Origin of the sequence: Streptomyces sp. R35 (genome assembly GCF_041053035.1) — a bacterium.
In the GTDB taxonomy this organism is placed as follows: domain Bacteria; phylum Actinomycetota; class Actinomycetes; order Streptomycetales; family Streptomycetaceae; genus Streptomyces; species Streptomyces lutosisoli.
The window spans coordinates 3,481,718-3,504,912 of the sequence record NZ_CP163440.1 but is presented as its reverse complement, the minus strand read 5'-3'; the positions used below and the strand labels follow the sequence as shown (position 1 = coordinate 3,504,912).

At 68.0% G+C, this 23,195-nt stretch carries 18 protein-coding genes and 1 pseudogene; 7 read left to right on the top strand and 12 right to left on the bottom strand.

Going from position 1 to position 23,195, the window contains the following annotated elements; translation table 11 throughout:
- The first annotated feature begins 68 nt into the window (after positions 1 to 68).
- Complete coding sequence (locus tag AB5J50_RS16140; RefSeq protein WP_369258650.1) at positions 69 to 1,586, top strand: alpha-N-arabinofuranosidase; 1,518 nt, start codon at positions 69 to 71, stop codon at positions 1,584 to 1,586.
- A gap of 12 nt (positions 1,587 to 1,598) precedes the next feature.
- Here AB5J50_RS16140 and AB5J50_RS16135 read toward each other — a convergent pair whose 3' ends face one another.
- On the bottom strand, positions 1,599 to 4,562 hold the full coding sequence (locus AB5J50_RS16135; protein WP_369258648.1) for a beta-galactosidase: 2,964 nt from the start codon (positions 4,560 to 4,562) through the stop codon (positions 1,599 to 1,601).
- 71 nt (positions 4,563 to 4,633) lie between these two features.
- Here AB5J50_RS16135 and AB5J50_RS16130 point away from each other — a divergent pair, with 71 nt between their 5' ends.
- Together AB5J50_RS16130 and AB5J50_RS16125 are read left to right on the top strand one after the other, a co-directional pair.
- Positions 4,634 to 5,092 (top strand): Rrf2 family transcriptional regulator, encoded by a 459-nt coding sequence (locus AB5J50_RS16130; protein WP_330304341.1) that lies wholly within the window; start codon positions 4,634 to 4,636, stop codon positions 5,090 to 5,092.
- 127 nt (positions 5,093 to 5,219) lie between these two features.
- The gene (locus AB5J50_RS16125) at positions 5,220 to 6,128 is read left to right on the top strand and encodes a sulfite exporter TauE/SafE family protein (RefSeq protein WP_369258646.1); all 909 of its coding nucleotides are present in this window, start codon (positions 5,220 to 5,222) and stop codon (positions 6,126 to 6,128) included.
- Between the two features lie 4 nt (positions 6,129 to 6,132).
- Here AB5J50_RS16125 and AB5J50_RS16120 read toward each other — a convergent pair whose 3' ends face one another.
- The 3 genes from AB5J50_RS16120 to AB5J50_RS16110 all read right to left on the bottom strand — a co-directional run bounded on the left by AB5J50_RS16120 (position 6,133) and on the right by AB5J50_RS16110 (position 8,605).
- Positions 6,133 to 7,023, bottom strand: coding sequence for an intradiol ring-cleavage dioxygenase (locus tag AB5J50_RS16120; protein ID WP_369258644.1), 891 nt, complete (start codon positions 7,021 to 7,023; stop codon positions 6,133 to 6,135).
- 110 nt (positions 7,024 to 7,133) lie between these two features.
- Positions 7,134 to 7,688, bottom strand: coding sequence for a BLIP family protein (locus AB5J50_RS16115; RefSeq protein WP_369258642.1), 555 nt, complete (start codon positions 7,686 to 7,688; stop codon positions 7,134 to 7,136).
- 155 nt (positions 7,689 to 7,843) lie between these two features.
- Positions 7,844 to 8,605, bottom strand: coding sequence for an intradiol ring-cleavage dioxygenase (locus AB5J50_RS16110; RefSeq protein ID WP_327428439.1), 762 nt, complete (start codon positions 8,603 to 8,605; stop codon positions 7,844 to 7,846).
- A 168-nt stretch (positions 8,606 to 8,773) separates the two neighbouring features.
- Here AB5J50_RS16110 and AB5J50_RS16105 point away from each other — a divergent pair, with 168 nt between their 5' ends.
- The gene (locus AB5J50_RS16105; protein WP_369258640.1) at positions 8,774 to 9,616 is read left to right on the top strand and encodes a patatin-like phospholipase family protein; all 843 of its coding nucleotides are present in this window, start codon (positions 8,774 to 8,776) and stop codon (positions 9,614 to 9,616) included.
- A gap of 831 nt (positions 9,617 to 10,447) precedes the next feature.
- Here AB5J50_RS16105 and AB5J50_RS16100 read toward each other — a convergent pair.
- Together AB5J50_RS16100 and AB5J50_RS16095 are read right to left on the bottom strand one after the other, a co-directional pair.
- Positions 10,448 to 10,687 (bottom strand): DUF397 domain-containing protein, encoded by a 240-nt coding sequence (locus AB5J50_RS16100; RefSeq protein WP_369258638.1) that lies wholly within the window; start codon positions 10,685 to 10,687, stop codon positions 10,448 to 10,450.
- The gene (locus AB5J50_RS16095) at positions 10,684 to 11,520 is read right to left on the bottom strand and encodes a Scr1 family TA system antitoxin-like transcriptional regulator (protein ID WP_369265411.1); all 837 of its coding nucleotides are present in this window, start codon (positions 11,518 to 11,520) and stop codon (positions 10,684 to 10,686) included. Before AB5J50_RS16095 ends, AB5J50_RS16100 begins: the two co-directional genes overlap by 4 nt.
- Before the next feature lie 129 nt (positions 11,521 to 11,649).
- On the opposite strand from AB5J50_RS16095, the pseudogene AB5J50_RS16090 reads away from it, so the two are divergent.
- A pseudogene (locus AB5J50_RS16090) lies at positions 11,650 to 12,108 on the top strand (ATP-binding protein); the annotation flags it as partial.
- Positions 12,109 to 12,164: 56 nt separating this feature from the next.
- Positions 12,165 to 13,547, top strand: a complete 1,383-nt coding sequence (locus AB5J50_RS16085; protein WP_369258636.1) for a DUF3500 domain-containing protein — start codon at positions 12,165 to 12,167, stop codon at positions 13,545 to 13,547.
- A 67-nt stretch (positions 13,548 to 13,614) separates the two neighbouring features.
- Here AB5J50_RS16085 and AB5J50_RS16080 read toward each other — a convergent pair whose 3' ends face one another.
- The gene (locus tag AB5J50_RS16080; protein ID WP_369265410.1) at positions 13,615 to 14,880 is read right to left on the bottom strand and encodes an ABC transporter substrate-binding protein; all 1,266 of its coding nucleotides are present in this window, start codon (positions 14,878 to 14,880) and stop codon (positions 13,615 to 13,617) included.
- Positions 14,881 to 15,187: 307 nt separating this feature from the next.
- Between AB5J50_RS16080 and AB5J50_RS16075 the strand changes: the two genes are divergently transcribed.
- Positions 15,188 to 16,156, top strand: coding sequence for an arabinan endo-1,5-alpha-L-arabinosidase (locus AB5J50_RS16075; RefSeq protein ID WP_369258634.1), 969 nt, complete (start codon positions 15,188 to 15,190; stop codon positions 16,154 to 16,156).
- 15 nt (positions 16,157 to 16,171) lie between these two features.
- Here the strand turns inward: AB5J50_RS16075 and AB5J50_RS16070 are convergent, their stop codons facing one another.
- The 5 genes from AB5J50_RS16070 to chvE all read right to left on the bottom strand — a co-directional run bounded on the left by AB5J50_RS16070 (position 16,172) and on the right by chvE (position 23,174).
- Positions 16,172 to 17,860 carry an aminotransferase class I/II-fold pyridoxal phosphate-dependent enzyme gene (locus tag AB5J50_RS16070; protein ID WP_369258632.1) on the bottom strand — a complete coding sequence of 563 codons (1,689 nt, stop codon included), beginning with the start codon at positions 17,858 to 17,860 and terminating at the stop codon, positions 16,172 to 16,174.
- 171 nt (positions 17,861 to 18,031) lie between these two features.
- A complete protein-coding gene (locus tag AB5J50_RS16065) occupies positions 18,032 to 19,180 on the bottom strand; it encodes an aldose epimerase family protein (RefSeq protein WP_369258630.1) in 1,149 nt (382 codons plus the stop codon).
- 57 nt (positions 19,181 to 19,237) lie between these two features.
- Positions 19,238 to 20,482, bottom strand: a complete 1,245-nt coding sequence (gene mmsB / locus AB5J50_RS16060; RefSeq protein ID WP_369258628.1) for a multiple monosaccharide ABC transporter permease — start codon at positions 20,480 to 20,482, stop codon at positions 19,238 to 19,240.
- The gene (gene mmsA / locus AB5J50_RS16055; protein WP_369258626.1) at positions 20,479 to 22,029 is read right to left on the bottom strand and encodes a multiple monosaccharide ABC transporter ATP-binding protein; all 1,551 of its coding nucleotides are present in this window, start codon (positions 22,027 to 22,029) and stop codon (positions 20,479 to 20,481) included. Before mmsA ends, mmsB begins: the two co-directional genes overlap by 4 nt.
- Positions 22,030 to 22,061: 32 nt before the next feature.
- Positions 22,062 to 23,174 carry a multiple monosaccharide ABC transporter substrate-binding protein gene (gene chvE, locus AB5J50_RS16050; protein ID WP_369258624.1) on the bottom strand — a complete coding sequence of 371 codons (1,113 nt, stop codon included), beginning with the start codon at positions 23,172 to 23,174 and terminating at the stop codon, positions 22,062 to 22,064.
- Positions 23,175 to 23,195 lie beyond the last annotated feature (21 nt).

The following is a 23,195-nucleotide window of genomic DNA, read 5'->3' as shown; positions in this document are numbered from 1 at the left end:
GGGCGCGACCAGCCACAAACGACCCGCACCCGCCAATGAATCAGCACCCCCCTCCCCGAAAGGCGAACATGCGTACCGCCCGCTTCACCCTCGACCCCGCCTTCACCGTCGGCGAGGTCAACCCCCGCCTCTTCGGCTCCTTCGTCGAACACCTCGGCCGCTGCGTCTACACCGGCATCTTCGAACCCGACCACCCCACGGCCGACGCCGAAGGCCTCCGCACGGACGTCCTGGACCTGGTCCGCGAACTCGGCGTCACCGCGCTCCGTTACCCCGGCGGCAACTTCGTCTCCGGCTACAAGTGGGAGGACTCGGTAGGCCCCGCCGAGGACCGCCCCCGCCGCCTCGACCTGGCCTGGCGCTCCACAGAGACCAACCGCTTCGGCCTCTCCGAGTACATCGCCTTCCTCAAGAAGGTCGGCCCTCAGGCAGAGCCCATGATGGCGGTCAACCTCGGCACACGAGGCGTGGCCGAGGCGCTCGAACTCCAGGAATACGCCAACCACCCCTCCGGCACCGCACTCTCCGAGCAGCGCATCGCGCACGGCGACAAGGCCCCCTTCGGGATCAACCTCTGGTGCCTCGGCAACGAGATGGACGGCCCCTGGCAGACCGGCCACAAGACCGCCGAGGAGTACGGCAGGATCGCCGCCGAGACGGCCCGCGCCATGCGCCAGATCGACCCGGGCGTCGAACTGGTCGCCTGCGGCTCCTCCGGCCAGTCCATGCCGACCTTCGCCGAATGGGAGGCGACGATCCTCCAGGAGACGTACGACCTGGTCGACTACATCTCCCTCCACGCCTACTACGAGCCGCACGACGGCGACACCGGCTCCTTCCTCGCCTCCGCCGTCGACATGGAGTCCTTCATCGAGAACGTGGTCGCGACCTGCGACCACGTGGGCGCGAGGCTCAAGTCGAAGAAGAAGATCAACCTCTCCTTCGACGAGTGGAACGTCTGGTACCTGTCGAAGTGGGAGGAGCACGCGAAGAACACCGACCCGGCGTCCGACTGGCCGGAGGCCCCGCGTCTCCTGGAGGACAACTACAGCGTCACCGACGCGGTGGTCTTCGGCTCCCTGCTCATCGCACTGCTGCGGCACGCGGACCGGGTCACCGTCGCCTGCCTCGCCCAGCTCGTCAACGTCATCGCGCCGATCATGACGGAGCCGGGCGGCCCGGCCTGGCGCCAGACGACGTTCTTCCCGTTCGCGCAGGCCTCGCGGTACGGGCGCGGGGAGGTCCTCGACGTGCGGGTCGACTCGCCGACGTACGAGACGAAGAAGTACGGCGAGGCGGACCTGCTGCACGCCACCGCCGTGCGCGCCGAGGACGGCTCGGTCACCGTCTTCGCCGTCAACCGCGACCAGACCGAGCCGCTGCCGCTCGCCGTGGCCCTGAACCGGCTGGGGCTGACGGAGGTCGTCGAGCACAGCGCGCTCGCCGACGCCGACCCGGACGCCGGCAACACCCTCGACAACCCGGAGCGGGTCACCCCGCACTCCGTCGAGGGGACCACCCTCCAGGACGGCACGCTGAACGCCGTCCTGGAGCCGCTGTCGTGGAATGTGATCAGGCTCCGCTAAAGGGGTGTCGGCCTAGGCGGTCGTCGGGCCGGGGGAGTCCACCGTGGTCACGGGTACTCCTCCGGCCGCGCTGCCCAGCAGCGTCAGCTTCACCTCTCCCGGGCCCGCGGGGGTGTTCCCGTCGGACAGCACCGCGAGGGCCAGTGTGTTGAGCCCCCGTGTGCGCAGCAGCCCGTTCGGCAGGACGAAGGTGTGCTGGGGGCCCACATCGTTGATGTACTGGCCCATGTTCCAGCCGTTCAGGAAGATCTGGACGCGGTAGGCGCGGGCCGGGTCGTCGGTGAGGGTGAGCCCGATCGAGGCGTCCACGGCGGTGTCGACGGCGAGCCGGAAGCCGGTGCGGTACCAGACGACGCCCTGTCGCCGCTCGGCGCGCGGGAAGTCGACGATCTTCCAGCCGCTGTCCGCGAACCCCGGCAGATGCCAGCCGTGCCGCTCCCCGTACAGCCCGCCGTTGTTGACCGGACCGCGCACCGGGTCGGCGGCCAGCTCGCCACGGATCCGCCAAGTGACCTTCGGAGAAGCGCCGTTGAAGGTCACGGCCGCCAGCCCGCGGGCCACCTTGTGGGTGTCCTTCGCCGCTCCGTCCTGGTCGTGCTGCATGCGGCGCACCAGCACGGACAGCACCCGCGGCCCCGGCTTGTCGGGGACGGCGAAGGTTGCCGTCGCAGCCCAACTCCCTTGCCTGACCGTCTTCTTGTCCGGCACGGGCATCCTGTGCGTACCCAGCGCCTTTCCGTCAAGCCACGCCATCAGCAGCCCCTGCGCGCCCGAAAGGTAGGTCAGGGACACCGAATCCGCGCCGCCGGTGTTGGTGAAGTGCCCCCGGTACCAGACGTCGCCGTAGTGGTAGCCGTAGTCGTCGGCGAACAGCACGGGCTGCCCGGCGGGTACGGGGGTGATGCTGTGCGAGGACGTCTTGTTCGCGACCTTCCAGCCGGAGTCGCCGTAGTCGGGGGCGGACTCCGGGTTCTCCGCGTACCGGCGCCAGTTGGTCAGCGCGGGCAGCTGGACGCCGGCCACGCCGGGCAGCTGCTGCTCGGCCAGCAGGCTCCCGGACTTGGTGGCGACCGTCTTCAACGTGCCCTTGTTCCAGACGACTTCCGTCATCCCGCGCGGTCCCCAGACCTCCAGATCCGCGGCCTTGACCGTGTCCCCGGCGAGATGGACGGTCGTGCCGCTCAGCGTGGCGGTGCGCAGCAGCGCGGGACCGTGCACCAGCACCCCGCCCGACGGAGTCTCGTACCGCCACAGCCGTCCGGAGGCCTCGTCATCGGCGAGCAGCAGCAGAAGGGGCGCCGAGCTGCCGCCGCCCTCCACCAGCACCCGGGTCAGCCCGGACAGTTGGGCGTCCACCCGCAGGACGCCGTTCGCGTACGTGTGCCGGGCGCTCCCCTCCAGCACGGTGACCGTGGGTGCGCTCGCGCACTCCAGCCCGGTCCGCGTCACCTCGCCCGAGCGGCCCGTGAACACGGCGATGTCCTGGCGCCCGGCGGTCAGCCACAACATGGGCTGTGCGGTGGAGTACTTCAACGTCCGCCGCCCGAGGGCGATTCCGGTGGCGAGCAGCCGGGCTTCGAGAGGGGGAACCGGCACGGGGACGGTCGTCCCGGCGAGCGGGACGGAGGCGACGACCTCGGTGGAGGTGTCATTGCGCAGCACGTAGAAGTGCGCCTTCGTGTCCGGATTGACGAGGTGGTACGCCTTGATCCCCGCGTCGACGGTGATGCCGGCCGCCCGGTCCAGCTTGGCCAGGTCGGGCACGCAGTGCAGGAGCTGTCCGATCTGGTGCATCGGGATCAGCTTCGAGGTGGGCTGCCTGGCCTCGTCGAGGGCGGCACCGTAGTCGTACGACGTGTAGACGATCGGCGCGGGCAGCCAGCCCCAGGACGTGCCGCCGAAGGTCATGTAGACGTTGTGGACCTTGATGCCGTTGGCGAGGTTGGTGAGGTAGAAGCGCCGCTCGTACGCCGCGTCCCGGGTGCGGCGCGACTCCGCGTACCCCTTGCCGCCGAACTCCACCCCGCCCCATGGATCGAACCAGCCGCCCCCGAACTCGGCGATGAATCCGGGGGTTTGGGGACTCGCGGTCGAGCCGCCCGTGGTGCCGCCGTTGCCGAAGTAGCCCCAGTCCGGCGGCTGCCCGAACGGCGACGGATAGCCGTCGAAGGCATACAGGTAACGCCCCTTCTCACCGTCCGTGCCGAAAGTCCCCGGGACCCAATAGCCGTTCCTGCCCTTGTCGTTGTGGAACAGCGGCACGTCGATGCCGTCGGCTCGCACCTTGGCGTAGAGGTGGGCCATGTAGTCGCGGCCGACGGAGCTGGTGACGTTGTTCGCGTACTCGTTCTCCAGCTGGTAGAGGACGATCGTGCCGTTGCCCTTGGTGTAGAGGTGCTTGGCGGCGATCTTGTCGACGGCGGTCAGCCACTCGTCGACGTACTTCAGATAGGTCGGGTCGGAGGTCCGGGCCTTGCCCTTGGTGACGGTCAGCCAGCCGGGGAAGCCGCCGGCGTCGACCTCGGCGTTGATGTACGGGCCCGGGCGCAGGATGACGTACAGGCCGGTCTCGGCGGCCGTGCGCAGGAACAGGTCGAGGTCGCGGACGCCGGTGAAGTCGTACTTGCCGGGTGCGGGCGAGTGGTAGTTCCACGAGACGTAGATGCTGATCGCGTTGTAGCCGTGGGCGCGAAGCTTCTGCAGGACGTCACGCCACAGGGACGGGCTCGGCAGCCGGAAGGGGTGGACCTCGCCGGACCAGAGCACCAGGCGCTTGCCGTCGATCAGCATCGAGTAGCGGTCGAAGCCGATGGTGTGCTTGACGCGGTCGGCGGACGGCGGACCGGGCGCCGGCCCGGTGGGAACCGTGGGTGCCCTGCCGGCGGCGTACGCCCCACAGTCGCCGCTGCCACTCAGCGAGAGGCCGAGAGCGGCGGTGCCGGCGATTGCGCTGAACGTACGTCTGCTCAAGACCATGCGGGAGCCTCCCCAGAGACGGCGGCGCGGGTTCGGTCATTGTCCACAGCGCCAGGGCCTTTAATGGTCATATGAGGATCTCGGCGCGGGCGGATTACGCGGTACGGGCGGCACTGGAGCTCGCCGTACGGCAGGACGGCGGCCCGGTGAAGGCCGAGGCCATCGCCACCGCGCAGGACATTCCGCACAAGTTCCTGGAGGGGATCCTGGGGGATCTCCGGCGTGGCGGCCTGGTCACCAGCCGGCGCGGCGGCAACGGCGGCTACGCGCTCGCGCGCGCGGCCGACACGATCACCGTCGCGGATGTCATCCGAACGGTGGACGGCCCGATCGTCTCCGTACGCGGTGAACGGCCCACCCAGCTGGCATACACCGGGCCCGCCGAACCGCTGCTGCCGCTGTGGGTCGCGGTGCGGGCCAACGTACGGAAGATCCTCGAAGGCGTCACGCTCGCCGACATCGCGGAGGGCACGCTGCCCGGACCGGTGCGGGAGCTGGCCGCGGAGCCGGCGGCCTGGGAGAACCCCTGACCCCTGAGGACTCCTGTGAATCATCCTCATGGGGTCCTCAGGCTGTCCTCAGCTCGAACCCTTAACATCACGTCCCGTTCATCCCTACCCAACCGGTAGGAAAGCTAGGAAAGACGGGACCGACCGCATGCGCACGCTCATCCTGCTAGCCCTCGCGGGCCTCGGCGCCCAACTCGTGGACGGCAGCCTGGGCATGGCCTACGGCGTGACATCGACCACGCTGCTGCTGGCCATGGGTACCAACCCGGCCATGGCCTCGGCCACGGTCCATCTCTCGGAGATAGGCACCACGCTGATGTCCGGCGCCTCGCACTGGCGCTTCGGCAACGTGGACTGGAAGGTCGTCGCCAAGATCGGCGTGCCGGGCGCGGTCGGCTCCTTCCTGGGCGCGACCGTCCTCTCCAAGCTCTCGACCGAGGTCGCCGAGCCGGCCATGTCGCTGATCCTGCTGGGCCTCGGCCTGTACGTCATGTCCCGCTTCACCTTCCGCGGCATGCCCAAGGGGCAGCTGGGCAAGCCCCTGCGCAAGCGGTTCCTGGCCCCGCTCGGCCTGGTCGCCGGGTTCCTGGACGCGACCGGCGGAGGCGGCTGGGGCCCGGTCGGCACCCCGGCGCTGCTGGCCAGCGGCCGGATGGAGCCGCGCAAGGTGATCGGCTCGATCGACACCAGCGAGTTCCTGGTGGCGATCGCCGCCAGCCTGGGCTTCCTCTTCTCGCTCGGCTCCCAGGGCCTGAACTGGGGCTGGGTCCTGGCGTTCCTGCTCGGCGGCCTGGTCGCCGCGCCCGTCGCCGCCTGGCTGGTCCGGCTGGTCCCGCCGCGGGTGCTGGGCTCCGCGGTCGGCGGCATCATCATCGTCACCAACGTCCGTACGCTCCTGAAGAGCGACTGGGTCGGCGCGTCCTCGGCGCTCAGCACCCCGGTGTACGTCCTGCTGTACGCGCTGTGGGCTGCCGCCCTGACGTACTCGATCCGCGCCTACCGTCAGGAAAAGGCGGCGGAGGAGGCGGTCGAGGAACGGCAGCCCGTGGCGGCGTAGGGAATCAGCTGGAGCTGTCGACGCCGACGGTGAGGGTGGCGGTGTACCCGTCGGACACGCTGGACCCCAGTGCCGTGAGGGTCAGCAGGCCGGAGGAGGCGCCGCCGTCGTCGTAGATGCTGTCGTCGGAGAGCTGGGTCTCGGCGGTGGTGTTGTCCGAGTACGGGTCCAGGGCCTGGACCTCGGCGTTGATGTCCTCGTCGAAGAACAGCTGACCGGTGTGGATGACCTCGCCGCCGGTGTACGACGTGTCGGTGAGCGTCACGTCCGTGTGCACTCGCATATGGACGTGAACGGCACGGGAGACGTAGTGCCCGGGCCAGATCGAGACGAGGCTGACCTGGCCGGAGGAGTCGGTCAGCTGACCGCCGCGCAGGAACGTGCCGTTGTCGTCCTCCGTGTGGCCGTTGCCGCCCACGAACCCGGAGTACTCGCCGAGCGAGTCGCAGTGCCAGATCTCGACGAGGGCGTCGGCGAGTGGAGCGCAGTCGTTGGCGGTGTCGACGACGGTGAAGGTGTACTGAACCTCCACCCCCTCCTTGTCCTCGCGTATGTCCTCCCGGACGAGGGCCCCGTCGAGGGAGTACGGACCCTCGGTGACCTCGGCGTTCAGGGTGCAGACACTGCTGGTGGCAGAGGCGGACGCGGAGGCTGCCGTCGACGCGGTGGCCGACTTGGACGGCTTCGCCTTGTGCCCCTTCCCCTTGACCGGGTCGGCGGAGGCGAGCCCTGCCGCGGCGAGTCCGCCGACCACGGCGACGGTGCCACCCCCGATGAGGACACGCCGCCGCTGGACACTCTTGTCCCGGCGGTGAGCCCCGGGCCGCGACTCGTTGTCGTTCTGCTCGTGTTGCTCGTGTTGCTCGTGTTGAGCTGGGTTCTCAGTCATGGGCATGGAACGTAGGGGCGTACCTGGGGAACTCCTTGATGTGCGGCTGTGAATGCACTGGGGATCTAAGCGACAACTGGCCGTGTTTCCACGGGAGTTGGGGCACAGTCCACGGTTCAGGTGAGGGCGCGCTGGTATCGCTCGGTCAGTGTGCCGTCGGTGAAGATGAACCTCGCGTTCGGCGGGAACAGGCCGGTCGCGGAGGCGCAGTAGTACCCCAGCGTGTGGCCGTTCGTGGCCGGCCAGTCGGGGTAGCCCTCCTGCTGCACGACGCACGAGTCCTTCGACACGATCGACCAGACCTGCGCCTCGCTCATGCCCAGCTGCGTCTTGTTGTACTGGGCGAGGCTGATGGACGGTGTTTTCGCCTTGAACAGGAACTCGTTCCGCTTGCTTTTCAGTTTTCCGTCGGCGGTGAAGTTGAAGCTGCCGTACGGCGCGTAGTCACTCGACTCGGTGAAGCACTGGATCGCGTCGCCGATGAGCCCGCCGGTCTCACATGCCTGCGCACCTCCGCCCAACTCCCAGACCTGGTCCTTCGTCATACCGAACTGGATCTGCTGGTACTTCTCGGCTGTGAACCCGGAGTACGCCTGCGCACTGGTGGCGACCCCGACGACCGACACACCGGCCGCGACGAGCGCGCCCCCCAAACGCCAGACATTCACCATCGGATATCTCTCCTCGTCCGTTGATCACGTCGTACCGACGGGCGGGACATTAGCCAGCGGGTGTCTTCACTTGGTCTTTTGCTCATCGGGCACGGCAGAGGGGCGGCCCGCGTCGGTGCGGGCCGCCCCGGTCCAGTGGGGGGAAGGTGTGCCGGTCAGCTGGTTTCGACGCCGACCGTCAGGGTGCCGGCGTAGCCGGACGAGGCCGAGCTGCCCAGGGCCGTGAGGGTGAGGAGGCCGGAAGCGGCGCCTCCGTCGTCGTAGATGGAGTCCTGGGCGAGGGTGGTGCGGGTGACCGTGTTGGTGGAGTACGGGGAGACCTTCGCGACGGCCGTGGTGATCGTCTCGTTGAAGAAGAGCTGGCCGGTGTGGAGTTCCCGGCCGCCGGTGAAGGAGCCGTCCGAGGTGAGGGTGACTCCGGTGTGCACCTTGAGGTGGATGTGGATGCAGCGGCCCCGGTACCAGCCGGGGTAGATCGTCGTGATCGCGGCGACGCCGCTGGAGTTCGTCAGTACGCCGCCGCGCAGGAACGTGCCGTCGTCCGGCTCCGAGTGTCCGTTGCCGCCGACGAACCCGGAGTACTCGCCGAGCGCGTCGCAGTGCCAGATCTCCACGAGGGCGTTGCTGAGCGGGACACAGGTGTCGTCGTCCACGACGGTGAGCGTGAGCTTGAGGGGGACACCCGGCTTGCTTTCGGTGATGTCGGCGCGGACGAGCTGTCCGTCGAGGTAGTAGGGGCCTTCGGTCATCTCCTTGGTGAGGGTGCAGACAGCCGCCGCGGCGACGGGAGTCGCGTCCGCCGTGTCGGTTGTGGGGGCTTCAGGCGCTGCGGCGCCCACGGCCAGTGCTGCGGCCGTGGCGCCCGTGGCGATCAGTACGGTGCGGCGCCCGATCGGAGCTTCTGAGGTCTCTGTCATGAACACGGCACCGTAAAAGCGGGTGCTGTCGGTCAGCTGTCAGTTAGGCAAAGTGACAGACCGTCAAGTTTCTTGTGAGACAGCTTGTTGAGGCGTACGGGGGAATATCTCCTGCCTGCCGGGGACTTCGCAGTGACGTCGAACCGGAATTCACTTGTGGGGGCAGGGATGAAGAACGAACGCGCGCTGGTCATCGGCGGTGGCGGAGTAGCCGGTATCGCCTGGGCGACAGGCGTGCTGGCCGGTCTCGCCGACGCCGGAGCCGATGTCACCGACGCGGACTTCGTGCTCGGCACCTCGGCGGGGTCGGCGGTGTCCGCCCAGATCACCAGCGGCGTAGAGCTGTCGGCGCTGTTCCGGGCCCAGGTGGACCCCGCGCTCCAGAAGGAGGAGCTGAAGGCACGCGAAGGCGCGCTCGCCGAGGTCTTCGAGTTCGCCGAGAAGGTCGACGCCGAGGTCACCGACCCGGTGGAACGCCGGCTTCGGATGGGCACGATGGCCCTGGCCGCCGAGACCGTGACCGAGGCCGAGCGGCGGGCCGTCATCGAGGCCCGGCTGCCGTCCCACAGTTGGCCGGAGCGCGATCTGTCCGTGGTCGCCGTGAACGCCGCCACCGGTGAGACCCGGCTCTTCGACCGCACCTCCGGCGTCGGCCTGGTGGACGCCGTGACCGCGAGTTGCGCCATCCCCGGTGTCTGGCCCGCCGTGACGATCGGCGACGCCCGCTACATGGACGGCGGCATCCGTTCCTTCACCAACCTCGACCTCGCGGCAGGCCGCACCCGCACCCTCGTCATCGCCCCGATGCCCGACCCGGTGCTCGAAGCCGACGCGGCCTCGATCGCCGAGCGCGGCGGCCTCATCGAGGTCATCACCCCCGACGAGACCGCCCTCGCCGCCTTCGGCACCGACCCGCTGTCCCCCGCCAGCCGGACCCCTGCGGGCCACGCCGGCTTCGCCCAGGGCCGGACGGCGGCACGGGCGGTCGCCGCGCTGTGGAGCAAGGCGTAGCCGTAGTGCACGGCGCGACGCCGGTCGGGTTGCTTCTGTGCGGGCGAGGTCGGCTGGACCTGATGGCTGGTGCCTGATGCCTATGGTTGGTGCCTGACCTGGGTTGCGTAGTAACCGTTGGGCCACTCGCTTCTTTGGCAGTGTCGTGCTTCCACGAGCCGAGTAAAGGGCGCTCCGCTGCGCTACGCGTCGCCTTCGGCGATGACCCTCCGGGCCACCCTTGACTCGGCTCGCTCCAGCACGAGGGAGAAGCGAGCGAGCGGCCCGGAAGAACGGGTGGCCGGGGCACGTTTGCGATACGGGTCGGATACGTCCTCAACCGGGGTGACGGGCGCCACCGCGCCTCGGGGGCACGCCGGGTGGGCTTAGCGGCTTGCGGTGGGTGGGTGGGTTCGGCAACCGTGGGCAGGCGGGGGCGGTATCTCAGGCAGCTCGGTCAGCTCGGTCAGCTCGGACAATTCGCGCGGCTCGGGCGGTGATTGGTCAATCAGTGCCAGTCCGTGCAGCCATCACCCCTGCCCTGCCTTGACCTGTCGTGCCTGGGAGTGGAACAGATCTGCCAATCGTGCCTGCTGCGGTCCGACGCTGAGCCGAGCCGGCGTGCCCCCGAGGCGCGTATGCGCCCGTCACCCCCGGTCGAGGACGTAGCCGACCCCACCGCTAACCCCGCCGGGACCCCCGCTTTTTCGGGCCGCTCGCTCGCTTCTAACCCGTGCTGGAGCGGCCCGGGTCAAGGGTGGCCCGGAGGGCCATCGCCGAAGGCGACGCGTAGCGCCCTTGAGGCGGGCCGTGGAAGCACGACACTGCCGAAGAAGCGAGTGGCCCCTACGGTCACTTGCTGGCGTACGTGAGGAAGTCGCCCCAGGCGGTGGGGGAGAGGGCGAGCTGGGGGCCCTGGGTGTTCTTGGAGTCGCGGATGTGGATGGATTCGGGGCAGGTGGCTACCTCGACGCAGTCGCCCTCGCTAGCGCAGCTGTAACTCGACTTGTGCCAGGAGAGGGCGACTTCGACGCAGCTGTCGCCGGATGCGCTGCTGTAACTGCTCTTGAACCAGGCCAGGTTGGTGCTCATAACTCTCCTCGCATGCGCTCCAACAGGCTCACGGAGTCCTGGAAAGAGAGAGCCTGTGAACGCATCCTGGCATACCGCTTCTGGAGCACGCTGACCACTTTTGAGTCGGAGATCAACTGACCGCTTTCCTGGCCCTCGTTGTACGCGAACCACCTGTTCTCAGGGGTTTCCGCCAGGTGGATCGGACCCTGAAGCCCAGAGTGTGACTCCTGTACGAGCGGCATGATCTGGATCTCGACGTTCCGCAGTTTGGAGATCTCCAGCACGTGATCGATGAGCTCTCGCGTGACCTCCGCCCCGCCAATGCGTCGGAGGAACAGATGCTCCTCCAGGATGAAACTGAAGGCGGTGTTCGGGCGCTCCCTCAGTAGCCGCTGCCGCTCCGCCCGGGCAGCCCACCGCTCCTCGATCTGCGTGTCGTCCAGCGGTGGCAACTGGTCGGCGGACATGGCTCGCGCATAAGCCTGGGTCTGGAGCAGCCCTGGGAGCATGCGGCATTCGTACGTGTACAGCGTGATCGCCAGCGCCTCCAGTGCCGCCCACTGTCTGAACCAAGCGGCCAACCCCGGCTGCCGAACGAGATGCCCCGCCGCCTTCCGTAAGGCCCCGGTGTTCCCCAGCACCGCCTCCGCCCGCTCCACGAAATCCTCGTCCGGCATCCTCCGCCCCTGCTCCACAGATGCCACCGTGTGCTTCGAGAACCGGACCAGCGCCCCGAACTCCTCCCGGCTCAGCCCCGCGTGCTCCCGCAGCGCCTGGACCACCGCGCCGAACGTCCGCAAGCTGTCGGACGACTCCGGCTCCCCACCCGTCCCCACCAAGCCATCGACCACGGCGGTCACCTCCCGCGCACATGGTTACGGCTAGTGACGAGTACTGTCCAGCCCGTGACTGCGTACGCTGCCGCAGCGTACGCGGCGCCGACCTGGTGAAGTGCCCGTGCTCACCGTCAGATTGGGGGCATGACCGCACCGCCCGCCCCCCAACACCCGGTTACCGTACGTATGTTCAGTCAGCGCCTCAGTGCCACCCCACGCGGCGCCCGCCTCGCCCGGCACCTCGCCCTGAACCAGCTGCACGCCTGGGGCATCCCGCACGGCAGTGACGCCTCCGACACCGCCGCGGTGATCGTCGCCGAGCTGGCCGTCAACGCCGTGACGCATGGGCGTGTACCCGGCCGGGACTTCGAGTTACGGCTTGCCCTTGTCACCGGCAGCCTCCGTGTCGAGGTCACCGACACGCGCAGTGGGTGCCGGCCGCCGGGACCCGGTGACGTACGGCGGCCGGAAGCCCTGGCCGAAGCCGGGCGCGGGCTCGTGCTCGTCGAGGCGCTCGCCGATCGGTGGGAGGTGCTGGACCGGGAGCCGCCCGGCAAGACCGTGCGGGCCGAGATCGATCTGCCGGGGTGGCTGTCCCTGGTCAGGCGGCCGGGGATCGCTTCAGGTTCGCTTCAGGTTGGTGCGGGACTTTGGCACGTATGCACGGACACCGATCCCGAACCCCCGAAGCCGAGCGCAGCCGCCGCTGGTTCATGAACAAGGCGCTGCTCGCCGGTGGGGTGGCCGCCGTGGCGACCATGACCGGCTGTTCCTCGGACTCCTCCGACACGGCGAGCTCCGCCTCGTCCTCCGGCGCCCCCAGCGGCATGCCCTCCGGCGGACCCGGCGGCATGCCCTCCGGCGGACCCGGCGGCGCTGGAGGGGGCGGCATGGGCCCCGGGGCCTCGCAGATCAAGTACGCGGACGTCAAGGGCGTCACCGCCGACGGCACCGTCGTCGACGACCTGTACACGATCCACTCCACGGACGTCTCCACGGACGCGCTGGTCAAGGCGGCGCAGACGTTCCTGGACGGGCTCTCCACGAAGGAGCGCAAGTCCTGCGCCTTCGACATCGACGCCGACGAGTGGACGGCGTGGAGCAACGTCGACGGCTACGACCGCAAGGGCGTCCGCATGGGCGACCTGACGGAGAAGCAGCGCAACCTCGGCTACGCGCTGCTCGGCGAGGCCCTGTCCGCCGACGGTCTCACCCAGACCCGCGGCATCATGAAGCTCAACGCGTTCCTGGGCGACTCCAACGGCGGCAACCAGAAGACCCTGACCGAGGGCCACTACTTCTTCACCTTCATGGGCACCCCGTCGACCACGAAGCCGTGGGGCTTCCAGTACGAGGGTCACCACGTCGCCATCAACTACTTCGTCCTGGGCGACCAGGTCGTGATGACGCCGACCTTCATGGGCTCGGAGCCCACGACGGGCACGTACAAGGGCGAGAAGATCACCCTCTTCAAGCCGGAGACCACGGTCGGGCTGACCATGATCCGCTCCCTCACCGCGGCGCAGCTCAAGAAGGCGGTCTCCTCGCAGTCGAACGGCAACGAGGACATGAAGGCCGGTGCCGGCCAGGACAACCTCAAGCTCGCCTACGAGGGTCTGAAGGGCTCCGAACTCACCTCCGCGCAGCAGGAGAAGCTGCTCGACCTGGCCCGGGTATACATCGGCTACATGAACGAGGGCCACGCCGATGTCAAGATGACCGAGGTGGAGAAGCACCTCGACGACACGTACTTCTTCTGGATGGGTGAGACGGAGGACGACTCCGCCTTCTACTACCGGATCCACAGTCCGGTCGTGCTCATCGAGTACGACGCGCAGGCCCCGCTCTTCTACAAGGGTGACTCCTCCGCAAGCCCGAGCGCCAGTGCGGGCGCGAGCTCCAACGCAGGAGGTCCGGGCGGCGGCATGGGCATGGGTGGCGGAACGCCGTCCCAGGAGCACATTCACACCATCATCCGCACGCCCAACGGCGGTGACTACGGCATCGATCTCCTCAAGCTGCACCTGGAGAACGACCACTGACCCGACCAGTGACCCAGCCAGTGACACGAGCACTGACACGAGCACTGACCACGACCGCCGACGTCGCTCAGCGCGCCGCCTTCGCGATCGACGCCAGTACGGCCTCGGGGTCGCCGCCCGGTTTCACGGACGCGCCGATCTTCGATCTGATCGCCGCCGCCACCCGCGCCCAGTTGGTGTCGGAGAGCGGGTAGAGGTCCATGTTCGTCAGCGTGTCCAGGCCGTTCCAGAGGCTGCGGTAGCGCTTGTCGGCGCGCATGGCGTTGCTGGCCGTCACGGTGACGGGCAGCAGCTGGTACTCGGCGGCCTGTTCGGTGACGTACTTGTCGCCGTACAGGAAGTCGAGGAACTGGCCGACCTGTTCGCGGTGCCCGCGCTGCTTGAAGGCGATGGTCCAGTCGGCGGTGCCCATGGTCGGTACGGTCTTGCCGGTGCGGCTCGGCAGCGGGACGGTGCCGTAGGGCACGTTCAGCGTCGAGTCCTCGATCTGCCGCATCAGGGAGAGCGGGGCGTTCACCATCGCCGCGTCGCCGTCGACGAAGGCCTTCAGCGCCTTGCTGCCGTTCAGCTTGCCCGGTGCGACCGGGCCCGTGAGCCCTTCCGCGACGAGGGTCGACTTCAGCCAGTTCAGTGTCGACACATTGGCGTCGGCGGTGAAGTCGTAGCTGCCGGCGTCGTCGGTGTAGCCGCCCTCCCCGGCCAGCAGCCACATCAGCGTCTCGGCCTCCGCCTCCTCGGGCCCGAGGGGTACGGCGATCGGGTACTTCACGCCCTGCGCCTTCAACACCCTTGCGGCGACGAGGAGTTCCTGCCAGGTGGTGGGCGGCTTGAGGCCCGCCTGCTGGAACAGGTCCTTGTTGTAGTAGAGCAGCCGGGTGCTCGCCGTGAACGGCAGCCCGTACTGGGCGTTCTGCGCCTCCCCGGCCTGGGCGAGGCTCGGTACGAAACCGGCCTGGACGGGGATGGAGAGCAGTTCGTCCGCCGAGTAGAGCAGGCCTTTGGACGCGTACTCGGCGTAGCTGCCGGTCTGCACGATGTCGGGCGCCTTGCCCCGCTTCACCAGCTCGGCGACCTTCGCGTCGACGGTGTCGGCGGGGTAGACCTTCGCCACCACGCGAATGCCCGGGTGGGAGGACTGGAAGGCGAGTCCGACCCGGTCCCAATAGCCCAGCGAGTTCTTGTGGACGCTGTCGCCGTAGTTGGTCGCGACGACGGTCAGTGTGATGCTCCCCGCGTCCGCCGCCGTGTCCGCGCCGCAGCCGCTCACGCCCACCGTGAGGCCCAGCGCGGCCGCCATCGTCACCATGATCCGGGCTCTGCGGGGCACGGCCATCACCTCTGTTTCAGCCACCCATGACGCGCGTAGACGAAGCGCGTCGATCGTAGGCCGGGCCGGAGACGGCGCACAGGGCCGTGGCGGTTGCGTTTTGGTTCCGGTGATGTGACGTGAATGGCCCGAAATTGCGGGCGTGTGACGGGAGTCGGGTGTGTCAGAAGCGTTGACGCGGAAGCGCTTCGATTCTACGGTCCCGTTCGAAGTCATGACCAGCGTTCGGAATCTCGAACAATCGGACCGAAGCAATCGGATCCCGAACGGCCAGATCCCGAACAGTCAGAACCTCGAACAGGAGGAAGTCCGCGTGAGCCGCACCTCCCGCAGAACCGCTCTCCTCGCCGTCCCCGCGGCGATCCTGCTCGCCCTGATCCCGGGCACCGCGAGCGCCTACCCGAACCCGGGCACCGTCACCGGCTCCGTCGTCGTGCACGACCCGACGATGATCCGCACCTCGTCCGGGCGGTATCTGCTGTACGCCACCGGTGGCGGCCTGAGCTACAAGACCTCCACGGACCGGACCGCGTTCACCGCGGGCAGCGACGCGTTCACCACCAAGCCGAGCTGGTGGTCGACGTACGCGACCGAGGCCTGGGCGCCCGACATCTCGTACCACGGCGGCAAGTACCTGATGTACTACGCCGTTTCGACCTTCGGGTCGAACACGTCGGCCATCGGTCTGGCCGGTTCGACGACCGGGCTGCCGGGCTCCTGGAGCGACTACGGGATCGTCTACACGTCCACCGGCTCCAGCGACTACAACGCCATCGACCCGAACCTCTTCGTGGACGACGACGGCAAGTGGTGGCTGTCCTTCGGCAGTTGGTGGACCGGCATCAAGATGATCCAGATCGACCCGTCGACCGGGAAGCAGCTCTCCACCAACACGACGCGGTACTCCCTCGCCTCGCGGCCCACCGGGACCAAGGCCGTCGAGGCGCCGTACATCGTCAAACGGAACGGCTACTACTACCTGTTCGCCTCGTACGACGTCTGCTGCCAGGGGACCAGCTCGACGTACAAGGTCAAGGTGGGGCGGGCCACGAGTGTCACCGGGCCGTACTACGACCAGAGCGGCGTCGCCATGATGAGCAATGGCGGCACGCCTGTGCTGGAGTCGCACGGCAGCGTCATCGGGCCCGGCGGGCAGTCCATCATGGCGGACTCGGACGGGGACTTGATCGTCTATCACTACTACGACGGCAACGACAGCGGGACACCCAAGCTGGGGATCAACCTGCTGAACTGGAGCAGTGGGTGGCCCGTCGCCTATTGAGATCGCCGAGCCTGCCTAGCCCGCCTGGCCGTACAGCATGGCTCCCACGGCCGGCCAGCCGGACGGCTGCTGGGGCTGCGGTTGCGGTTCCGGCTGGGTACGGCCTCGGACCTGGGCTGCCGTCAGGCCTCCGGCGGCGCCCAGCCCGGCGGCAGGCGCCTGCGCCATACCGGGCATGGCCCCGGGCGGTGCCGGTGCCGGTGCCCGTGCTGGTGCCGGCGCCGGTGCGGGCATGGCTCCGGGTGCCTGTGCCGCGGCAGGCCAGGCGGTGGGCTGCGGGGTGGGGAAGTTCGACACCCCTGCGGGCTGCGCGGGCGGGTAGCTGGACATCGCGGCGGGCTGGGGCGTGGGGAAGTTCGCCACCGCCGCCGGCTGCGGGGCCGGCAGGCTCGGCATCTGTGAGGGGATCTGCGAGGGCATCTGTGCGGGCGTCTGCGCCGGCTGTACCGCGGCCGGGCCCGACCACGCGGCCGCCTGTGCGGCGAGCCCCTGCATGCCCGCTCCGTTCGTGGCACTGACCAGGCGGTCCACCGCCGCCGTACCCGAGCTGTAGCTGGTCCCTGTGCCCAGCTCAGGTACGGCGGCTCCCCTCCTGGTCCCGTAGAGCACCTGCTCCAGGCCGGACACCAGGCGACGCACATCCACCTGGGGGCGCACCACGAGTCTCAGGAAGCGGCTGGACGAACCGATCTTGTTGCCGCACTCGCGGACCAGGATCCGGTGCTCGGTGAGCAGTCGGTCCCGGACCACGGTGCCTTCGGCGCCCACGGGGAGGCGCACGAAGAAGAAGTTGCCCTGCGACGGGTAGACCGTCAGGCCGGGCAGCGCGGAGAGCTGGCGGGCCATGTCGAGCCGGTCGCGGCGGACCATGTGCAGGCTCTCCATGTACTCGGCGCCGTGCTCCTTGAGCATGAACACCACGGTCTCCGCGAAGGAGTTGAGGTTCCACTTGGGCAGCATGGAGCGGACCTTGCCGGCCAGGGCCGGGTTGGCGACGAGATAGCCGAAGCGGATGCCGTGCAGTCCGAAGTTCTTGCCGAGGCTGCGCAGCACGATGACGTTGGGCCGCATCACGGCGTCCTCGACGACACTCGGCTCGCTCTCCGCGTCGGCGAACTCCAGGAACGACTCGTCGATGACGATCAGGTCCAGGTCCGCCATCGCGTCCATGAACTGGATGAGCGACTGGCGCGGGATGAAGCCGCCGTCGGGGTTGTTCGGGTTGCAGATGACGGCGACACGGGTGCCGCGGGAGCGGATGAACTGGGCGTACTGGGCGAGGTCGAGGGCGAAGCCGGTGGATTCCTGGAGCGGGAACATGTCGACCCGCTTGCCGGTCTCCAGCGGCTGGTCGGTCCAGCGGCCGAACGTGGGGACGGGTATCGCGAGGGACTCCCGGACCAGCAAGTGGTCGATCCAGGTGATGAGTTCGGTGGAACCGTTGCCCATCGCGACGCATTGCGGCGGGAGTTGGAGCAGCGAGCACAGCTCGGCCGTGATGGTGTCGGCGCTGCTCGGGTAGTACGTGATGATCTCGCGCAGCCGGCCCGCCAGTTCGTCGAACATCGCGGGCGTGGGGAAGTACGGATTGCAGGGGATGCAGAAGTCCACGGGACCGGCCCCGTCACCCTCCCGCGTCAGCGCGGCCATCGAGGGGCTGTGCGCCGCAGTGCCGCGAAAGAGCGAGGTGACATTGCCGGCCATGGAACCTCCGTATAGGGCGGGCCCGCCGGGGAGGACGGGCCCTCCGTCTTTGGGTGGCCCGTGCGGGGGAGCACGGGCCGCCCTTCCATACGGATACGGAGGTGGCGCTGTTCAACGGCTGTGAATTCGTGCGGAAATTGTGAACCGGCTGTGAAGGGCTACTTCAGAGCGTCACGCGCCGAACGAGTGCACCGTCGTCGTCCGGTACGTCTGCCCCGGCCGGAGCACGGTCGACGGGAACGACGGCTTGTTCGGCGAGTCCGGGAAGTGCTGGGTCTCCAGGCACAGCGCGTCGCCCTGGCGGTAGATGTGACCGCCGGTGCCCACCAGCGTGCCGTCCAGGAAGTTGCCCGAGTAGAACTGCAGGCCCGGCTCGGTCGTCGCGATCTTCAGGGTGCGGCCGGAGGACGGGTCGCGCAGCGTCGCGACGTGCTCGGGCTTGCCTGTGATGCCCTTGTCGAGGACCCAGTTGTGGTCGATGCCCTTGCCGTACAGCAGCTGCTGGTTGGCGATCCGGATGTCCTCGCCGACCGTCTTGGTGTGGCGGAAGTCGAAGGGGGTGCCCGCGACCTTGGCCAGCTCACCGGTGGGGATCAGGCCGGAGTCGACGGGGGTGTAGCGGGCCGCGGCGATCTTCAGCTCGTGGTCGTAGATCGAGCCGCTGCCCTCGCCCGCCAGGTTCCAGTAGACGTGGCTGGTGAGGTTGACGACGGTGGCCTTGTCGGTGGTGGCCTCGTAGTCGAGGCGCCAGTCGCCGTGCTTGGTGAGGGTGTAGGTGACCTTCACCTTGAGCGTGCCGGGGTAGCCCATCTCGCCGTCGATGCTCGTGTAGTACAGGTACAGGCCGACGTCGGAGCCCTTGGTGAAGCCCTCGATGTCCCACACGTGCTTGTCGAAGCCCTTGACCCCGCCGTGCAGGCTGTTCACGCCGTCGTTGACGGAGAGCTGGTAGCTCGTGCCGTCGAGGGTGAACTGGCCCTTGCCGATGCGGTTTCCGTAGCGGCCGATCAGCGCGCCGAAGTACGGGGTCTTGGCGACGTAGTCCTCGATGTTGTCGAACCCGAGGGAGACGTTCTTGTACTTGCCGTGCCGGTCGGGGATCTCCAGGGACTGGACGATGCCGCCGTAGGACAGGACCTTGAGCTTCGTGCCGCCGTTCTCCAGCGACCAGCGGTAGATCTTCGTGCCGTCCGCGAGCTTCCCGAAGAGCTCCTTCACCGGCTTCCTGCCTCCCGAGGCGTGTGCCGTACCGCCGAGCGTGGTGGCGGCTATCCCTGCCGCCGCGGCTCCTGCGATGACCGTGCGTCTGTTCAGTTCCATCTAGCGGCTCCCATAAAGGATGGGCCCCGCCGGCTGGCCGGCGGGGCCCGAGCTGACTTACGAACCGACCTTGCGCTTGTTCCACACGTCGAAGCCGACCGCCGCCAGGAGCACCAGGCCCTTGATGACCTGCTGCCAGTCGGTGCCGATGCCGACGAGGTTCATACCGTTGTTCAGCACGCCCAGGACGAGACCACCGATGATCGCGCCGAGGACCGTGCCCACGCCGCCGCTCATCGACGCGCCGCCGATGAACGAGGCCGCGATCGCCTCGAGTTCGAAGTTCAGACCGGCCTTGGGCGAGGCCGCGTTGAAGCGGGCGGCGAAGACCAGACCCGCCAGGGCCGCGAGCATGCCCATGTTCAGGAAGACCAGGAAGGTGACCTTCTTGTCCTTCACACCCGACAGCTTGGCCGCCGGGAGGTTGCCGCCGATCGCGTAGATGTGCCGGCCGATGACGGCGTTGCGCATCAGGTAGCCGAAGCCGGCGACCAGGACGCCGAGGATCAGCAGGACCACCGGAGCACCCTTGTAGCTGGCGAGCAGCATGGTGACGGTGAGCACGGCGGCGATCAGCGCGACGAGCTTCAGGAGGAAGAGGTTCCTGGGCAGGATGTCGAGCGAGAACTCCTGCTGCCGCTTGCGGTCGCGGACCTCCTGGAACACCACGAACGCGATCAGAGCGATGCCGAGCAGCAGAGTGAGGTTGTGGTAGTTCGTGTTCGGGCCGACCTCGGGCAGGAAGCCGTTGGCGACCTTCTGCAGACCGTCCGGGAACGGGCCGATCGTCTGGCCCTTGAGGAAGATCTCGGTCAGACCGCGGAAGGTCAGCATGCCCGCCAGGGTCACGATGAACGACGGTATGCCGAGATACGCGATGAGGAAGCCCTGCGCGGCGCCCGCGGCCCCGCCGATGGCCAGACACATCACCAGCGCGATCGGCCAGGAGATGTCGTGGTTGACCATCAGTACGGCGCCCATCGCGCCCACGAACGCCGTCAGCGAGCCGACCGACAGGTCGATGTGGCCCGCGATGATGACGAGCATCATGCCGATCGCGAGGATCAGGATGTAGCTGTTCTGCAGCACCAGGTTGGAGACGTTGCGCGGCAGCAGCAGGTCGCCGTTGGTCCACACGGCGAACAGCACCACGATCAGGCCGAGGGCGAACAGCATGCCGTACTGCCGCATGTTGCGGCGCATGCCGTCCAGCATCAGCTGAAGCAGGCCCTCGCCCGTGGCCGATCCGCTCTTGCCGGGCGGCGCCGGGGCCGGCGTCTTGGCGGTCACATCCGTGCTCATCGCGTTACCTCTTTGTCCTTCGTCATCTGACGCATCAGCGTTTCCTGCGAGGCCTCCGCCCGCGAGAACTCACCCGTCAGCCGTCCCGCGGCCATCGTGTAGATGCGGTCGCACATACCGAGCAGCTCCGGCAGCTCGGAGGAGATGAAGACGACCGCTTTGCCTTCGGCCGCCAGCTTGTCGATGACCGTGTAGATCTCGAACTTGGCGCCCACGTCGATTCCGCGGGTCGGCTCGTCGAGGATCAGCACCTCGGGGCCCGCGAAGATCCACTTGCTGAGGACGACCTTCTGCTGATTGCCGCCCGACAGCTTGCCCACCGGCTCGAAGACGGTCGGCGCCTTGATGTTCATGGACTTGCGGAAGCCCTCGGAGACCTTCCGCTCCTCGTGCTCGTCGACGACCCCGCGCCTGGCGACCTTGCCCAGGGCACTGAGCGAGATGTTGCGGTTGATGGTGTCGATGAGGTTGAGGCCGTAGTGCTTGCGGTCCTCGGTGACGTACGCGATCCCGTGCCCGACCGCTTCGGACACGCTCTTCGTACGGATCTCCTGGCCGTCCCTGAGCACCGTGCCGCTCGCGTACCGGCCGTAGGAGCGCCCGAAGACGCTCATCGCCAGTTCGGTGCGTCCGGCGCCCATGAGCCCCGCGATCCCGACGATCTCCCCGCGCCGCACGGAGATTGACACATCGTCAACCACCTTGCGCTGCTGGTCGATCGGGTGGAACACCGTCCAGTCGCGGATCTCCAGGGCGGGCGATGCGCCCGCCTCCGGCTTGTGCGGTGTCCGCTCCGGGAAGCGGTGTTCCAGGTCGCGGCCGACCATCCCGCTGATGATCCGGTCCTCGGTGGTCTCCGGGGCCTTCACGTCGAGCGTCTCGATGGTCCGCCCGTCGCGCAGGATGGTCACCGAGTCCGCGACCCGCTCGATCTCGTTCAGCTTGTGGGAGATGATGATCGAGGTGATGCCCTGCGTCTTCAACTCCAGGATGAGATCGAGGAGTTTGCCGCTGTCCTCGTCGTTCAGGGCGGCCGTCGGCTCATCCAGGATGAGCAGCTTCACCTGCTTCGACAGCGCCTTGGCGATCTCGACGAGCTGCTGCTTGCCCACGCCGATGTCGGCGACCCGGGTGTTCGGGTTCTCGTCGAGCCCGACCCGCCGCAGCAGCTCGGAGGCGTGCCGCAGCGTGTCGGTCCAGCTGATGAGCCCGCGCGTGGCGTGCTCGTTGCCGAGGAAGATGTTCTCCGCGATGGAGAGGTACGGCACCAGGGCCAGCTCCTGGTGGATGATCACGATGCCGCGGTGCTCACTGGCCCTGATGTCCTTGAAGGAGCAGACCTCCGACTCGAAGAGGATGTCTCCTTCGTAACTCCCGTGCGGGTGGACGCCGGAGAGGACCTTCATCAGGGTCGACTTGCCGGCGCCGTTCTCACCGCAGATGGCGTGGACCTCGCCCTGTTGGACGGTCAGAGTGACGTCCGACAGCGCCTTGACGCCGGGAAAGGTCTTGACGATCGAGCGCATTTCCAGGACGGGTCCCGCCATGGTCGTGCCTTCCAATCAGTAGGGGGCGGCGGTTACTTGAGGTCGCTGTCCTTGTAGTAGCCCGTGGCGACGAGCTCCTTCTCGTAGTTCGTCTTGTCGACGCTCACCGGCTGCAGCAGGTAGGCGGGGACGACCTTGGTGCCGTTGTCGTAGGTCTTGGTGTCGTTGACCTCGGGCTTCTTGCCCTTGAGGGCGGCGTCGACCATGTTCGAGGCCACCTTCGCCAGCTGGCGGGTGTCCTTGTAGACGGTCTGCGTCTGCTCGCCGGCGATGATCGACTTCACCGAGGCCAGCTCGGCGTCCTGACCGGTGACGATGGGCAGCGGCTTGCTGGAGGAGCCGTAGTCGTCCGACTTCAGCGAGGAGAGGATGCCGATGGAGATGCCGTCGTAGGGCGAGAGCACCGCGTCGACCCGGGCGCTCTTGTACGACGAGGTCAGGATGTCGTCCATGCGCTTCTGGGCGGTGCCGCCGTCCCAGCGCAGGGTGGTGACCTGGTTCAGCGCGGTCTGGCCGGACTTGACGACGAGCTGCTTCTTGTCGATGTACGGCTGGAGGACCTTCATCGCGCCGCCGAAGAAGTACTTCGTGTTGTTGTCGTCGTTCGAGCCGGCGAAGAGCTCGATGTTGAACGGGCCCTTCTTGGAGCCGTCCGCGAGACCGAGCTTCTGCAGGATGTAGTTGCCCTGGAGCTCGCCGACCTTCGAGTTGTCGAAGGACGCGTAGTAGTCGACGTTCTTGCTGCCGAGGATCAGGCGGTCGTAGGAGATCACCGGGATGTTGGCGTCGGCGGCCTGCTGGAGCACGTTGTTCATCGACTTGTTGTCGATGGCCGCGATGATCAGGCCCTTGACGCCCTGGGTGATCATGTTCTCGATCTGCGAGACCTGCTGGTCCGGGTCGTCCTCGCCGTAGGCCAGCTTGGTCTTGTACCCCTTCGACTCGAGGTCCTTGACCACGTTGTTGCCGTCGTTGATCCAGCGCTCGGAGGACTTGGTCGGCATCGAGATGCCGATCGTGGCGCCCTTGGTGTCCTTGCTGGTGTCCTTGCTGCCGCCGTCGCTGCTCTGACCGCAGGCGGACAGGGTGAGGGCGAGGGAGGCGGCGCCGGCTATGGCGGCGAGAGCGGCTCTGCGGTTACGCATGATCATCATCCTTGATGTCTT